The organism is Microbispora sp. CA-102843 (genome assembly GCF_050936215.1).
GTDB lineage: Bacteria > Actinomycetota > Actinomycetes > Streptosporangiales > Streptosporangiaceae > Microbispora.
Genome location: NZ_JBNJNF010000001.1, coordinates 2142501 through 2157532, shown reverse-complemented (window position 1 = coordinate 2157532; position 15032 = coordinate 2142501). Strand labels below are relative to the sequence as shown.

The window sequence follows — 15032 nt, the reverse complement described above, 5'->3', positions numbered from 1 at the left end:
GGATCTTCCGTCCTCAGAAGGGGTGCCAGATCCGGTCGTCGCCCGCGCGCAGCGAGGCCAGGCGGTGGCGCAGTTCGGCGTGCGCCGCGGCGTCCCTGTGCCCGATGCGCAGCACGGCCGTCAGCGTCTGCAGCTCCCTGATGTCGCGCAGCACCGGATAGCCCGGCCAGTCCCTGATGTCGCACCCGTACGCCTGGGCGAAGCCGTCCCGCTGCGCGTCGGACAGGCCGAACCTGGCGCCCTGCAGGGTGGGCACCAGGTCGATCTCGCGCGGCCCGGCGCTGGCCGAGTCCCAGTCGCACAGCAGGACCCGGTCCGCGGTGCGGATCAGGTTGCCCCGGTGCGCGTCCCCGTGGACCAGCCCGTACGGCAGGGCGAACTCGACGCGCTCGTAGTACGCCTCCTCCAGCTCCGCGCACCGGCCCAGTAGCCACTCCCGCTCCTCGCCGTCCAGCACGAGACTGGCCCGTACGGCCCGCCGCACGCGGCCGAAGGGATCGTAGGTCGGCAGCGCGAACGGGACCGGCGGCAGGGAGTGCAGCCACCGCAGCAGCAGGCCGAGCGGGACCGGGTCGCCGTCGTCCGCGCCGTTCTCGTAGTGCCAGAAGGTCGCCAGACAGCCCTCGACGGCCAGCGGCTGGCGCACGTCGAGCGGCAGCGTGACGGGGAAACCCTGCTCGTGCAGCCAGCGGGTGACCTTGAGCGAGGTGACCAGGCGGTCGTACTTGCCGGGGGTGCCGGTCTCCGCGAGGCGGACGACGACGCCCTCGCCCGGCAGGTGGTACACCGTGTTGGCGAAACTGCGCAGCAACCGGGCGCCGTCGGCGCTGAGCCCCGCCTGGCGGCACGCCTCCGCGAGCGCGGGCGGGGTGCCGGCGACGGTGGAAACGCTCATGCCACCTCCTCACTGCCTAGTGCCTCGGACAGTGCCTCGGGCAGCGCCCGGGCGGCCGACTGGGGCAGGCCGGTCGCGCAGAACGACTCCAGCCGCTCGGCGAGCGCGCCGCGCACCATCGGGCGGGTGGATTGCAGGGTCTCGGCGAGACTGTCGATCCTGCGCTCGGGCGGCAGGGCCAACAGCGGGGTCAGGGCCTGCTCGGCCCCGCCGGGGTCGTCCTCCATAAGGTGCGCGACCGCGAGGTGCGCCCCGGCCATCGCCTCGCAGCCGTACGACCTGTTCTGCCGGTCCTCCCGCTCGTACAGGTCGAGCGCGGTGCGGGCCTGCTCGATCGCCCGGGCGGGCTGGCCGAGGTGCAGGTGCGTGACCGCCGTGTAGTAGGCGTGCTTGGCGGGCCGGAAGGCGAACTCCCCGGCGAACCCGTCGTGCAGTTCGTCCCCGGCGCCCGGCTCCCGGGCGTCCGCCGCCTTGAGCAGATCCTCCTCGGCCTCGCGGGTCCAGCCGAGCATCGCCCCCGCCCGCGCGCGCAGCATGTGCAGCCGCGCGCCGCCCTGGCCCCGGGGCAGCTGGGTGAGGCCGTCCTCGGCGTAGCCCGCCGCGTCCTCGTACCGCCGGTCCCACAGCGCGACCGACGCCTGCATGCCGCGCGCCCAGCCCATGAGCGACCGGTGGCCGGAGATCCTGCCGTACGTCCAGGCAGCGCGGGCGAGGGTGTCGGCGGGCACCCGGCGGCCCATGTCCATGCTCGCGTTGGCCATGAGACCGCACAGCGCCCCCGCCAGGAAGTACAGCTCACCGGCCTGGGCCGGGTGGACGCGCCGCTCCAGCGCCCGGCGGGCCTGCTCCTGCAGCGCCCGCATCTCGACGAACAGCGGCAGCGGCGCCTCCCAGACGTACCGCCGGGACAGCCAGATCACCTGCGTGCGCAGCCGTTCCAGCGTGCTGTCGCCGACCTCGCTCGTCTCGACCCGCTCGGCGTGCTCGCTCGCCTCCTGCGCGGCGGCGCTGATCAGGTCGGGCGCGGCAGGGCGCCGCCACGCCTCGGGACGGCGCATCTCCGGGGGCGTGTAGTCCCGGGCGAACCCGAGTTGCACCGGACCCGTCTCGAACAGGCGGCACAGCAGGTCGGTGTAGTCGCGGTCGGGCCGGGCCCCGGCCTCCCACTCCCGCCAGGACCGCTCGCTCAGGCCCCTGCGCTTGATCTGCTCGCGGTCGCACATCGTGTGGAAGCGCTCGATCGCCTCCTCGACCGTCCACCCGTACGCCAGGCGCAGGCACTTGAAACGGGTCAGCTGCGGGCAGCAGAGATGGATCTCGTCGGCGATCTGGTGGAAGACCGCGGTCGTCGGCGGCTCCCCGAGAGCGGCGAGGGTGCGCTCGCGGATGCCGCCGGCGATCTGGATGGCGGACCGGTCCCCGCCGCGTGTGGGTGTCGTCATCGGCTCTCCCAGTGGTGACACCCGCACGCTAACGCCCTACATGTCACGAACCGGTCACCTCGCGCACTGCGAGTCGCTCTCCTCCAGCCGGAGAGGAACGACCGTGCCGCCGCGGCGCAACTGGGCTGTGAAGAGCTGGCCGCACAGGCTGGCCGGCGTCTCGGCGAACCACACCGTCGGCGGGTCGCCCGCGGCCGCGGCGGCCCACCGTCCGCCGCCGTACACGATCCGGTAGTCGGGGAAGGCCGTGCGCAGCAGGTCAAGGGCGCGCTCGCGCTCCCGCACCTCGTCGTCCGGAGTCACCGTTCCTCCGTTATGGTTCGTTCAACCCCCGAACCTGTTCCGTTCCCATGATGTTCGCCGCGTGGTGCGGACACCAGTGAGAGCGGGGGTCCGCCACCCTGCGGACGGCTCTCATGCGAGCGTCACCCTTATCCGGGCCGCGACCTGAGATGGATCGCCTGCAGGATGGCCACCGCCGTCATGTTCGCGAACGTCGCCGTTCCTCCGTAGGAGACGAACGGCAGCGGCACGCCGGTGATCGGCATGATGCCGATGGTCATGCCGACGTTGACGAGCGTCTGGAAGGCCAGCCACGCGATGATGCCGCCGGAGACGAGCGCGCTGAACCGGTCGCCGCACATCCGGGCGATCCGTGCGCCGCGCAGCAGCACCACGCCGAGCAGGGCCACCACGGTGACCGTCCCGAGGAAGCCGAGCTCCTCTCCCGCGACGGTGAAGATGAAGTCGGTGTGCTGCTCGGGCACGAAGCGTCCCGTGGTCTGGCCACCGTGGAACAGGCCCTTGCCGAACACCTCGCCCGACCCGATCGCGACCAGCGCCTGCGTGCTGTTGTAACCCACGCCGCGCGGGTCGCTCGACGGGTCGATGAGCGCGGTGAACCGCGCCACCTGGTAGGGCTTGAGCAGCCCCAGCGACCACACCGCCAGCGCCGCGAGGCCCGCGAGCAGCACTCCGGCCATCACCCAGCGCTTGCGTATCCCGGCGAAGACGATGATCGCGCCGGTCGTCGTCAGCAGCACCATCGTGGTGCCGAGGTCGGGCTGCATCATGACCAGCGCCGCCGCGGCGCCGGCCGCCGCGAGGGACAGCGCGACACCGGAGGCCCTCGGCCGGTCCTTGGTCTTCCCCTTCTCGGACGTCGGAGCCAGCAGCCGCGCCAGCATCACCACCAGCGCCGGCTTCATGAACTCGGCGGGCTGCAGGGCGAAGCCCCCGCCCAGCAGGATCCACGAGTGGTGGCCGTTGATCGTCGATCCCATCGGGCTGATGACCAGGATCAGCCCGATGACGGCGATGCCGTACAGGACCGGCGCGTACGTGCGCAGCCAGCGGTAGTCGGTCACCGCGATCGCGCTGTAGAGGGCCAGGCCGATGAGCAGGTTGAGCACGTGCTTCTTGGCCATGGCCGTCGGCTCGATCGACGACCACGTCCGGGTGGCCGACCACACCAGCAGCGTGCCGACCGCGCTGAGCGCGACCACCGCGCCGAACAGCAGCCAGTCCATCCGCCAGACGACCGATCCCCGGCCGACGACGCGGCTCGCGAACGACCTCCGCCGTACCCCGATGGCTTCAGTCATGGCAGGTCCGCCTCACTGCGTTCCGTCGCGGCTGATGGCCGGCAGCCGCGTCACCGGTTTGCCGTCCGGAAGCGCCGGCTTGAGCGGCTTGCCGTCGTCCCCCTTGCCGAGGCCGAAGATCCCTTCCCAGATGCGCCGCGCCGCGGGCGCGGCGGTCGAGGCGCCGAAGCCGCCCTGCGCCACCATGACCACGGTGACCAGCCGCGGATTGTCCGCGGGCGCGAAGGACGCGAACCATGACGTGTCCTCCTTGCCGTAGACCTCCGCCGTACCGGTCTTGCCGCCGATCTTGACGACGTTCATCGGGAACCCGCGGAACGCGCCCGCGGCCGTGCCGTCCGAGGGCACCTCGCTGAGCGCCTTGCGGATGTAGGTGCGGGTCTCGTCGTTGACCGGCAGGTGCCCCACGACCGGGACCGGGATCTCCTGCTTAAGGGTGCCGTCCGGACGCATCAGCGCCCAGCCGACACGCGGGCTGCGCACGTTGCCGTCGCCCAGCAGCGCCGCGTACGCCCGCGCGAGCTGCAGGGGGGTGACCAGGACGTCGCCCTGGCCGATCGAGAGGTTGACCGCCTCGTAGGCGTGGAAGATCATGCCCTCCAGGCAGTTCTCGTTGGCCAGCCGCTTGGCGAACGCGGCGCGGCTCTGGTCCTTCATCTCCGGGTAGCCGGTCTTGGCCCGCTTGCACATGTCCGCCTTGGTGGAGTTGTACAGGTCGAGCTTCCACGCACGCGTCGGGATGCGGCCCGCGGACTCGCCGGGCAGGTCGATGCCCGTACGGTGGCCGAAGCCGTAGGCCTTGGCCATGTTCGGCATCGGCTCCTTGACCTTGGCCTTGGGTGTCTTGCCGCCGTCGCGCAGCCACTCCTCGTACCCGGCCTTGTAGAACACGGTGTCGCACGACTTGACCAGCGCCTCGTGCAGCGAGATCGCGCCCAGGCTCATGCCGCCCGCGTTCGGGTACGACCGGCCCTCGACGTTGTAGGAACTCGGGCACTGGTAGGTGCCGTGCAGGGGCTCGCCGTCGGCGATCATCGCCGACACCGAGCTGATCTTGAACGTCGAACCCGGGGCGTACTCGCCGGCGATCGCCCGCGACACCAGCGGCTTGCCCGACTTGTCCGACAGCAGCCGCCGATAGTCCTTCTCCAAGATGCCGCCCGTCCAGACCCTGGGGTCGTACGTCGGCCGGCTGGCCATCGCGATCACGCGGCCGGTCTTCACGTCGAGCACCACACCGGCGGCGCCGTCCGAGTTCGGCACCTCCCGCATGGCCTGGTCGAGCGACTTCTCGACGATGCGCTGCACGTTGGCGTCGATGCTGGTCACCAGGATGTCGCCGGGGACCGGGTCGGACTGCTGGTTGACCGAGATGACCTTGCCCATCCGGTCCACCTGGACGTTGCGCAGGCCGGGCGTGCCGCGCAGGGCGGAGTCGTAGGTGCGCTCCAGCCCGTCGCGGCCGGTGAGGTCGACGCCCGAGTAGTTGGCCTTGAGACCCTCGCGCTTTTCCAGCTCGTTCTGCGTCACCGGCTGCAGGTAGCCGAGGAGCTGGGCGGCGTCCTTGCCGCTGGGATAGTCGCGGAGCGCCTGGATGTCGGCCGTGACGCCGGGGAAGTCCTCCTGGCGTTCCAGGATCTGCAGCGCCGCCCGCGGGTTGACGTTGTTGGCGACCGGGATCGGCGTGTACGGCGAGCCTGGCCAGCACGGGCGGCTGATGCCGGGGCCGCACGCCCGGATCTCCTGCTTCAGCTTCGACAGCGGCACCTTCAGCACGGCGGACAGGCGGCGCAGGACCGCGTCGCCGCCGTCCGGCATCCGCTCCAGCCGGCCGCGGTCCACGGAGACCACCAGCGTCGTACGGTTGCGCACCAGCGGGCGGCCGGTGGCGTCGAGGATCGCCCCCCGCAGGGCGGGGACCCGCACCTCTCGGGTGCGCGTCTCCGTCGCGACCGTGACGAACCGCGACCCCTGCACGACCTGGACCTGCCACAGCCGGACGACGAGCACGACGATCATGGCGATGACCAGCACCTGCAGGACGAGCAGGCGTCCGCGCAAACGTGTCATGCCGTCCCCCGTCTCCAGCTCGGCACGAGCTCGCCACCGCCTGCGCGCCTCCGGTGGCCGCCGTGCGTGACCTTGACCGCCCGGAGCACCAGCGGAGCGGCCACGAGATTGCAGATCGCGGCCCGGGGCCATGCCGTGGCCAGCACCGGCCAGGTGACCCCCGGGACGCCGATCAGCGCGCCAAGACCGGCCAGCATGCCGGGCGCGACCACGGCGCACGCCGCCACCGCGGGCAGCGGCAGGCGCTCTCCCATACGCCCGGCCGCGTAGCCGAGGGCGCACAGGACCAGCGCGTACTGGCCCAGGGTGTGGTTGGAGGGAGGCAGCAGGTCGTAGGCGAGCCCTCCACAGAAGCCGATCACCGCACCCGGCACGGGCCCGCGCCTGGTCGCGAGCGCGGCGACCGTCAGCAGCACCAGGTCAGGCGCCCAGGAGAACAGCAGCCGGTTGACCACGCTGACCTGGAGCACCAGAGCGACGAACAGCAGCAACGCGGCGAGGAGGTTGCGGGCCATCGGTCAGTTCCTCCCGCCGTGGCCGTCGTCCGCCGCGGCGCGGTCGTGCTGCCGACGCGCGTCGCGCGGCTCGCCGACGTCCGGCGGTTCATGGGCGGTGGGCGGCTCCTGGACGGCGTGCCGCTCCTGTGTGTACTGCTCCTGGGCGTACTGCTCTTGGGCGTACTGCTCTTGGGTGTGCTGCTCCCCGTCCACGGCCTGCGTGCCGTGCCGGCCGCGCCGCTCCCGCGCGGCCTCGGGCCGGCCCTCGCGCGCCTGCCGTTCGGTCGCGGCCCGCGACTCGTCGCCCGTGCCGCGGCCCCGGTCGCCGAGCCCCCACTCGGCCTCCAGCGAGGCGCGCCCGCGGTTCTCGTCGCCGCGCCGCTGGTCCTCGCGCGGCGGCTTCGGCGGCGGCGGCTTCGGCGGCAGCACGGCGTCACGCGGATCACGCTTCGGCGCCGCGACCACCACGCCGACGACGTCCAGCGAGGAGAAGTCCGTGAAGGGCCGCGCGTAGGCCGTCCTGGTCACCTCACCCGGCGTGTTGTCCACCCGCTCGACCACGCCGATCGGCACACCCGGCACGTACGGCTTGCTCTGCTGAGAACCGAACGAGACGATCCGGCGGCCCACGCCGATCGGCACGGTGGAGTCGAGCAGGCGGAACCTGATGAGGTTGCCGCCGCCGCCCGCCTCGCCGAGGCCGCTCACGACGCCGAGCTCGTTGCCGCCCTCCAGCCTGGCCCCGGCCGACAGGGCCGGGTCGGTCAGCAGGGCCACCGTCGAGCCTGCCGGGCCTGTCTGGACGACGCGTCCGACCAACCCGGAGTCACTCAGCACCGTCATGTCGGGCCGGATGCCGTCGCCGGTGCCGGCGTCGATCTCGATCGTGTCCTCGAAACCGGCCACCGTACGCCGCGCGACGACCTGGGCCGGCACGATGCGGTAGCGGCCGAGCCCCGCCAGCCCGAGCATGCGGTCCAGCTTCTCGGCCCGCGCCTTGTCGAGCCGCTGCGCCGACACCTCGTCCCGCAGCCGCGCGTTCTCCTTGCGCAGGTCGGCGATGGCGCGCCGGGCGGAGGGCGCGTCGCGCAGCATGCCGACGAATCCGGTGATCGGCCGGGTGACGGCGGCGCCGACGCGCTCGACCTTTCCGAACACGGCGCCCGCGAAGTCGCGCACCGGGCCGAGGACGTGGTCGTTCCCGGCCCGGTGATCCACCGTGATGAGGATCAGCGCCACGGCGAGGAGGAGTCCGAGCATGAGACGGGCGCGGCGGGTGTCTCTCATGACGCTCCTTAGTTGCGGGGCTCCGGCACGAGCACCTGCTGGAGGGCTTCAAAGTCCTCCACGCACCGCCCGGAGCCGAGCGCGACCGAGTCGAGCGCGTTCTCGGCCAGGTGGACCGGCATGCCGGTCTCCTCGCGCAACCGGTCGACCATGCCGCGCAACAGGGCGCCGCCACCGGTCACGGCGATCCCCCGGTCCATGAGGTCGCCGGAGAGCTCCGGCGGGCACTTGTCCAGCGTCGACTTCACCGCGTCCACGACCGCGTTGACCGGCTCGGCGATCGACCGGCGGATCTCCTCGGCGCTGATGACGACCGTCTTCGGCAGGCCGCTGACCAGGTCGCGGCCGCGCACCTCGGCGTGGAAGTCCTCGCCCGTGACGCAGGCGGACCCGACGGCGATCTTGACCTCCTCCGCCGTGCGCTCGCCCAGCATCAGCGAGTACTCCTTCTTGGCGAAGGCGATGACCGCCTGGTCGAGTTCGTCGCCCCCGACGCGGATCGACTGGCTGGTCACGATGCCGCCCATCGAGATGATGGCCACCTCGGTGGTGCCGCCGCCGATGTCGACGACCATGTTCCCGGTCGGCTCGTGGACCGGCAGGCCGGCTCCGATCGCGGCCGCCATCGGTTCCTCGATGATGTACACGCGGCGGGCCCCGGCCTGATAGCCCGCTTCCTTCACCGCGCGTTGCTCCACCGCGGTGATGCCACTCGGCACGGCCACGATGATGCGCGGGCGCACGAAGTGCCGCCGTTTGTGGATTTTCTGGATGAAGTACCGCAGCATTCGCTCGGTCACATCGAAATCCGCGATGACACCGTCCCTCAGGGGACGAATCGCGACGATGTTTCCGGGCGTCCGCCCGATCATCCGCTTCGCTTCTATCCCAACTGCCACGATCTTTCCTGTCGTGACGTTGATGGCGACGACGGACGGCTCGTTGAGGACGATGCCGCGCCCTCGGACGTAGACGAGAGTGTTCGCCGTGCCAAGGTCGACAGCCATGTCACGGCCCAGGAATGTCAGCTTGCTGCCCATGCGGAAGGAAGCCTTCCTTCAGGTGGTTAGCGGTTACCGGGTTCAGCGGAAGTGCGGGATGACGCATCGCATTCGAATCGTAACGGCATGTGCTCATCACTGGGCACATCGAGCTCTCAAGCCCCCGGAAAAACCGGCGTCCCCCGGCCTAAGCTCGGTCACCACCTGGAAAAACACGAGAGGCCCCGGTTTAAACCGGGGCCTCTCGTGGGGCAAGGACTAGAAACGGTCCGGAAAGAAAATCTTGATTTCCCGGGCGCCGGACTCCGGCGAATCGGAGCCGTGGACGACGTTCTCGCCGATCTCCAGGGCGTGGTCGCCGCGGATGGTGCCGGGCGCGGACTTCACCGGGTCGGTCAGGCCGGCCAGGGCGCGGAACGCCTCGACGGCCCGGGGGCCCTCGAGCACCATCGCGACCAGCGGGCCGCCGGTGATGAACTCCACCAGCTCGCCGAAGAACGGACGCTCCGAGTGCTCGGCGTAGTGGGCCTTGGCCGTCTCGGCGTCGAGCGTGCGCAGGTCCATCGCCACGATCTTGAGGCCCTTGCGCTCGATGCGGCCGATGACGTCCCCGATGAGGCCGCGACGGACCCCGTCGGGCTTGATCAGGACAAGCGTACGCTCGGACACGGTCTCTTCTCCTAAGGTCGTTTGACTCGCCGTTCACGGTGACCCGGCGGATTCGCGGGCCCACCCGTCAAGCGTCTGAGGAGCTCCGGCTGGAAAGCTCCGACGCAACGGCAGCTTACCGGTCCGGGAACGCCGCTCCGATCGGACGAGCCCGGAGCCGGCGGGTCTCCGGCGCGGCGCGGACCGTTCGGAGCGGCGTCAGTGTGCGGGGCCGGCGTCCCTGGGGATGCCGTCCTCCTCCGGCGACGGGGTCGGCGCCGGGATCACCACCTCGCCGTCCGCCGACGCGGCGGCGGCCCGCCGGGTCAGGACGGAGGAGAGCACGATCACTCCGACCACGACGAAACCGCCGACCAGTGCCCACATGTGCAGCGCGTCGATGAACCCGTCGACCAGGGCGTTCCCGTCGCCCCGGGCGGTCTCGGCGGCGTCGCGCAGCCGGTTCACCTGGATGCCGGTGCCGAGCAGGAAGCCCGCGAGCACGGCCGGGAAGCACAGCGACAAGCCCAGCATCGCCGATCCGAGGCCCGCCGTGCGGAACGCGCCGACCAGCGCCACCGCCGACCCCACGGCCAGCAGGACGAACGGGACCACCAGTGGCGTGCCCGACGGCGCCGGGACCAGCAGCCTGATCGCGGCCAGCCCCGCGACGACGGCCGCGAGACCGAGGACCGTCAGCCGTGCCGCGAACGTCTCGGGCGCCCGCCCAGCGAGGACGGCGCCCACGAGCGCGGTCAGCGCGGCCACCAGGAACGGCACCCACAGGCCCTTGAGGCCGGGCCCGCCCAGCGGGCCGCCGAGCTCGATGTAGGTCATCTGCGCGGCGGTCGGCAGCACCACCAGCCCAACCGCGACGTTGACGAAGGCGAGCGTACGGCCGCCGTGCCCCTCGAACGTGCCGAGCGCCGCGAGGGCCAGCATCGCCACCACCACGACCGCCGCGGCGACGACGACCAGGTGCGGCGGCCAGTCGAAGGTGACCCCGACGCCCAGCACCGCGATGGCCGCGGCGGGCGCGATCGCCAGTACGAGCCGCCCGCGCTCCGCCGACGTCGGCCGGCTCGCGGGCAGGATCTCCCCCTCGGCCCGCGTCCCGCCGTCGCCGGAGATCATCCAGAGCACCAGGTACGCCGCGGCGAGGGCCAGTGCCACCCCGGTGAGCAGCGGGTACGGCTGGAGGGTGACCTGCCAGGAGGTCACGTCGCGGATCGCCCACAGGGCGAGGGCCTGGGCCGACAGCAGCGAGGCGGCGAGCGCGCCCGCCCAGATCGGCAGCAGCACCCGGTGCCGGGGACGCTCGGCGACCGCGACGAGCGTGGCCGGCACGAGCATGCCCGCGCCGATCCCGTGGAGCACGCGCAGCACGCCGACGAGTGCGACGGTGTCGGTGTACCCCCCGGCGACGTCGGCGAGCGCGAGCAGCGTGAGCCCCGCCACGAGGATCGGCGCCGCGCGGAACCTGCGCACCGCCACGGCGGCGAGCGGCACGGTCACCAGCATGGCGGGCAGCGCCAGGCCGTGCGCGCGGATCATGTCGACCTGCGACACGCCCGGCGGCAGCAGCGCCGCCACGACGGAGATCGTGTTCGGGATGGCGACGAGCGCGAGAGGAAGGGCCACCAGGGTGAGCAACCCGATGACGACGTCGACCAGCAGAGGGACGCGCACGGCTGGGACCGGCACGGCGGTCCGAGCCTGCGGTACGGGAGGGACGGCCATGGTTGCCGACTTTAGCGCTTCGTCGTCCCTTCGACACGGCGAGCGACGAAGATGGCCGTTATCCACAGGGCAGTGAAGATCACCCCGAGGAAGAACATGACCGGGACCAGGAATCCTGTGGCGATTGTCAGGATTTCAAGCACCGTGCCTGCAATGTACGCGTACGGGCGTTTCAGCATGCCGGCGACTACCACGCACAGGACGGCCAGCCCGAGCCCGACGGTCAGCGCGAGCGGCGTGGACACGTGGTTGATGGTGATCGCCACGGGGCTGATGAGCGCGACGACGACCGCCTGCATCCCGAGGACGGTCGCGCAGAGCCGGCGCATGCCGGGGGTCACCTCGAACACGACGCTGCTCATTTGGCGGCCTTGAGGAGGACGCGCGCGTCGCCCGCGGTCACGACCGAACCGGTGATGAGGACGCCGGAGCCGAGCTCGTCGCCCTGGTCGGCCAGCGCGATGCCCCTGTCGATGGCGTCGTCGAGCCGGTCCTCGACGTGGACGCGGTCCTGGCCGAAGACGGCCTCCGCCCGGGCCGCGAGGTCGTCCGGGCTCAGCGAGCGAGAAGAGGAGTTGCGGGTGACCACGATCTCCTCGGCCACCGGCTCCAGCAGGTCCAAAATCGTGTCCACGTCCTTGTCCGCCATCACGGCCACCACGGCGACGAGCCGGGTGAACCCGAACGCCTCGGTCAGGGCCTCGACCGTGGCCTCCATGCCCGCGGGATTGTGCGCCGCGTCGACCAGGACGGTCGGGCCCCGCCGCACGATCTCCAGCCGCCCGGGGCTGCTCACCTGGGCGAACGCCTGCCGTACGACCTCCTCGCCCAGCGGGTCGTCGCCGGCCGTCAGCGTCTCCACCGCGGCCAGGGCGCCCGCGGCGTTGCCCGCCTGGTGCGCGCCGTACAACGGCAGGAACACGTCCTCGTACACGCCTTTCAGGCCCCTGAGCTGAAGCACCTGGCCGCCCATGGCGAGCTCGCGATGCAGCACGCCGAACTCCAGCCCCTCGCGGGCGACCACCGCACCGACCTCGGCCGCCCGCCGCATCAGCACCTCGGCGGCGGGCAGCGCCTGCTGCGCCAGCACGGCCGTCGCCTTCGGCTTGATGATGCCGGCCTTCTCACCGGCGATCGTCGCGATGTCCGGACCGAGGTAGTCCGTGTGATCGAGCGAGATGGGCGTGATGACGGCGACCGTCCCGTCGGCGACGTTCGTCGCGTCCCAGGTGCCGCCCATGCCGGTCTCGACCACGGCGACGTCCACGGGAGCGTCCGCGAACGCGGCGAACGCCATCGCCGTCAGCACCTCGAAGAAGCTCAGCTTGCCCACCTTGGCGTCGATCATCTCGAGGTAGGGGGCGATGTCCTGGTACACCTCGGCGAACCGCTCCTCCGACAGGGGCTCCCCGTCGATCGAGATGCGCTCGCGCATCGACTGCAGATGAGGGCTCGTGTAGCGGCCCACCCGGAGGTTACGCTCGCGCAGCAGAGCCTCGACCATGCGCGCGGTGCTCGTCTTCCCGTTGGTGCCCGCGATATGAACGACCTTGTACGAGTGTTGGGGGTCGCCGAGGATCTCCATCAGCGCGGTGATCCGGTCAAGAGTGGGACTGAAATCCCACTCCACTCCCCGTGCCATGATCGCTTGCTCGACGGCTCGATATTCCACGACCCTCAGCGTACGGGAACCCATGACCACCCCCTCACGAGGTGGCCCGTGGACCGGGTGATATGAGCGCGGGCTGGGATGTCTGCCAGCGCTGCGTTCACGAGGGGGAGGTCGCTGCGCCCGCGGCGGGAGGTCTCACGGTGGGGCGTGTTGGTCGGGTGGCTGGGAGGTCCCTGTGCTGAGGGTTGGGGGTTGGTCGGGTGGGGTGGGACGTCACTGCGCCGGCCGGAAGGTCCGGTCCTCGCGAAGCCCGCTCCGCTGGGCCTTCGCTGCGGTCCTCCCTCCCGCCCGCTCCGCTCCTCCCGCGCTGCCACTCGCACCCCCGCGGGCGGAGGCCTTTGGATATGCGAAAGCCCCGGCCAACCGGCCGGGGCACCCCCACCACACACCACCACACCATCTCCCACACCCCACCAACGGTGGCGGCTGAAAACGGTCCCGAAAATGCGGAAGGGCCACCCCAAACCGGGATGGCCCTACCGCATGAAAGATTGTCCGGCGGTGTCCTACTCTCCCACACCGTCCCCGGTGCAGTACCATCGGCGCTGACAGGCTTAACTTCCGGGTTCGGAATGTAACCGGGTGTTTCCCTGCCGCTATGACCGCCGTAACCCCATGAAACACACAACCACCAAGCAATGGTTGCTGTCTCTGAGATCACATAGTGGACGCGAGCATATTATGGTCAAGTCCTCGGCCTATTAGTACCGGTCAGCTCCACGCATTACTACGCTTCCACTTCCGGCCTATCAACCCCATCATCTCTAGGGGGCCTTACCCACTCTCGTGGTGGGAGACCTCATCTTGAGGCGAGCTTCCCGCTTAGATGCTTTCAGCGGTTATCCCTACCGAACGTAGCCAACCAGCCGTGCTCCTGGCGGAACAACTGGCACACCAGAGGTTCGTCCGTCCCGGTCCTCTCGTACTAGGGACAGCCCCTCGCAAGTCTCCTGCGCGCGCAGCGGATAGGGACCGAACTGTCTCGCGACGTTCTAAACCCAGCTCGCGTACCGCTTTAATGGGCGAACAGCCCAACCCTTGGGACCTACTCCAGCCCCAGGATGCGACGAGCCGACATCGAGGTGCCAAACCATCCCGTCGATATGGACTCTTGGGGAAGATCAGCCTGTTATCCCCGGGGTACCTTTTAGCCGTTGAGCGACACCGCTTCCACACGCCGATGCCGGATCACTAGTCCCAGCTTTCGCTCCTGCTCGACCCGTCAGTCTCACAGTCAAGCTCCCTTGTGCACTTACACTCGACACCTGATTGCCAACCAGGCTGAGGGAACCTTTGGGCGCCTCCGTTACCTTTTAGGAGGCAACCGCCCCAGTTAAACTACCCACCAGACACTGTCCCCCACCCGGATTCACGGGCGCGGGTTAGACGTCCAAAACGACCAGAGTGGTATTTCACCAATGACTCCACCCTGACTAGCGTCAGAGCTTCCCAGTCTCCCACCTATCCTACACAAGACGCTCCAAACGCCAATGTCAAGCTGTAGTGAAGGTCCCGGGGTCTTTCCGTCCTGCTGCGCGAAACGAGCATCTTTACTCGTACTGCAATTTCACCGGGCCTGTGGTTGAGACAGCGGGGAAGTCGTTACGCCATTCGTGCAGGTCGGAACTTACCCGACAAGGAATTTCGCTACCTTAGGATGGTTATAGTTACCACCGCCGTTTACCGGCGCTTAAGTTCTCACCTTCGCACCCCGAAGAGTGCTAAGCGGTCCCCTTAACGTTCCGGCACCGGGCAGGCGTCAGTCCGTATACATCGTCTTACGACTTCGCACGGACCTGTGTTTTTAGTAAACAGTCGCTTCCCCCTGGCCACTGCGACCCCCACCAGCTCACGGAGCAAGTCCGATCACCAGTAAAGGTCCCCCTTCTCCCGAAGTTACGGGGGCAATTTGCCGAGTTCCTTAACCACAGTTCACCCGACCGCCTTGGTATTCTCTACCTGACCACCTGAGTCGGTTTCGGGTACGGGCCGCCGCGACACTCACTAGAGGCTTTTCTCGGCAGCATAGGATCACCCACTTCGCCACAATCGGCTCGGCATCACACCTCAGGCACATGAGAGACGGATTTGCCTATCTCTCGCCCTACATGCTTACCCCGGGACAACCACCGCCCGGGCTGGGCTACCTTCCTGCGTCACCCCATCGTTTACCTAC

Annotated in this window: 12 protein-coding genes and 2 rRNA genes (1 of these 14 only partly in view); all 14 read right to left on the bottom strand. The window is 70.0% G+C overall.

Translation table 11 applies throughout. The annotated features are described in order from the left end of the window. Positions 1–13: 13 nt before the first annotated feature. Positions 14–895, bottom strand: a complete 882-nt coding sequence (locus ACQEVJ_RS10075; RefSeq protein WP_433099474.1) for a phosphotransferase family protein — start codon at positions 893–895, stop codon at positions 14–16. After that, positions 892–2337: a hypothetical protein gene (locus tag ACQEVJ_RS10070; RefSeq protein ID WP_433099472.1), complete on the bottom strand. Its 1446-nt coding sequence runs from the start codon at positions 2335–2337 to the stop codon at positions 892–894. The genes ACQEVJ_RS10075 and ACQEVJ_RS10070 overlap by 4 nt, the downstream gene beginning before the upstream one ends. A gap of 54 nt (positions 2338–2391) precedes the next feature. After that, positions 2392–2640, bottom strand: coding sequence for a hypothetical protein (locus ACQEVJ_RS10065; protein WP_433099470.1), 249 nt, complete (start codon positions 2638–2640; stop codon positions 2392–2394). Between the two features lie 128 nt (positions 2641–2768). Continuing rightward, positions 2769–3941, bottom strand: coding sequence for a rod shape-determining protein RodA (gene rodA / locus ACQEVJ_RS10060; protein ID WP_433099468.1), 1173 nt, complete (start codon positions 3939–3941; stop codon positions 2769–2771). Between the two features lie 12 nt (positions 3942–3953). Continuing rightward, a complete protein-coding gene (gene mrdA / locus ACQEVJ_RS10055; RefSeq protein ID WP_433099466.1) occupies positions 3954–6011 on the bottom strand; it encodes a penicillin-binding protein 2 in 2058 nt (685 codons plus the stop codon). Further along, entirely contained in the window at positions 6008–6526 is a 519-nt protein-coding gene (gene mreD / locus ACQEVJ_RS10050) for a rod shape-determining protein MreD (protein WP_433099464.1), read from the bottom strand. The genes mrdA and mreD overlap by 4 nt, the downstream gene beginning before the upstream one ends. 3 nt (positions 6527–6529) lie before the next feature. Then, positions 6530–7795 (bottom strand): rod shape-determining protein MreC, encoded by a 1266-nt coding sequence (gene mreC, locus ACQEVJ_RS10045; RefSeq protein ID WP_433099462.1) that lies wholly within the window; start codon positions 7793–7795, stop codon positions 6530–6532. Between the two features lie 8 nt (positions 7796–7803). Beyond that, the gene (locus tag ACQEVJ_RS10040) at positions 7804–8835 is read right to left on the bottom strand and encodes a rod shape-determining protein (RefSeq protein ID WP_169984810.1); all 1032 of its coding nucleotides are present in this window, start codon (positions 8833–8835) and stop codon (positions 7804–7806) included. A gap of 219 nt (positions 8836–9054) precedes the next feature. Beyond that, complete coding sequence (gene ndk, locus ACQEVJ_RS10035) at positions 9055–9465, bottom strand: nucleoside-diphosphate kinase (RefSeq protein WP_433099460.1); 411 nt, start codon at positions 9463–9465, stop codon at positions 9055–9057. Between the two features lie 198 nt (positions 9466–9663). Further along, on the bottom strand, positions 9664–11184 hold the full coding sequence (locus ACQEVJ_RS10030; RefSeq protein ID WP_433099458.1) for a hypothetical protein: 1521 nt from the start codon (positions 11182–11184) through the stop codon (positions 9664–9666). A gap of 11 nt (positions 11185–11195) precedes the next feature. Then, a complete protein-coding gene (locus tag ACQEVJ_RS10025) occupies positions 11196–11534 on the bottom strand; it encodes a DUF4233 domain-containing protein (RefSeq protein ID WP_433099456.1) in 339 nt (112 codons plus the stop codon). 8 nt (positions 11535–11542) lie between these two features. Then, positions 11543–12826 (bottom strand): bifunctional folylpolyglutamate synthase/dihydrofolate synthase, encoded by a 1284-nt coding sequence (locus ACQEVJ_RS10020; protein ID WP_433112634.1) that lies wholly within the window; start codon positions 12824–12826, stop codon positions 11543–11545. Between the two features lie 523 nt (positions 12827–13349). After that, positions 13350–13466 (bottom strand): 5S ribosomal RNA (rrf, locus tag ACQEVJ_RS10015). A 71-nt stretch (positions 13467–13537) separates the two neighbouring features. Continuing rightward, positions 13538–15032: ribosomal RNA gene (locus ACQEVJ_RS10010) — 23S ribosomal RNA — on the bottom strand (it continues 1610 nt past the right edge of the window).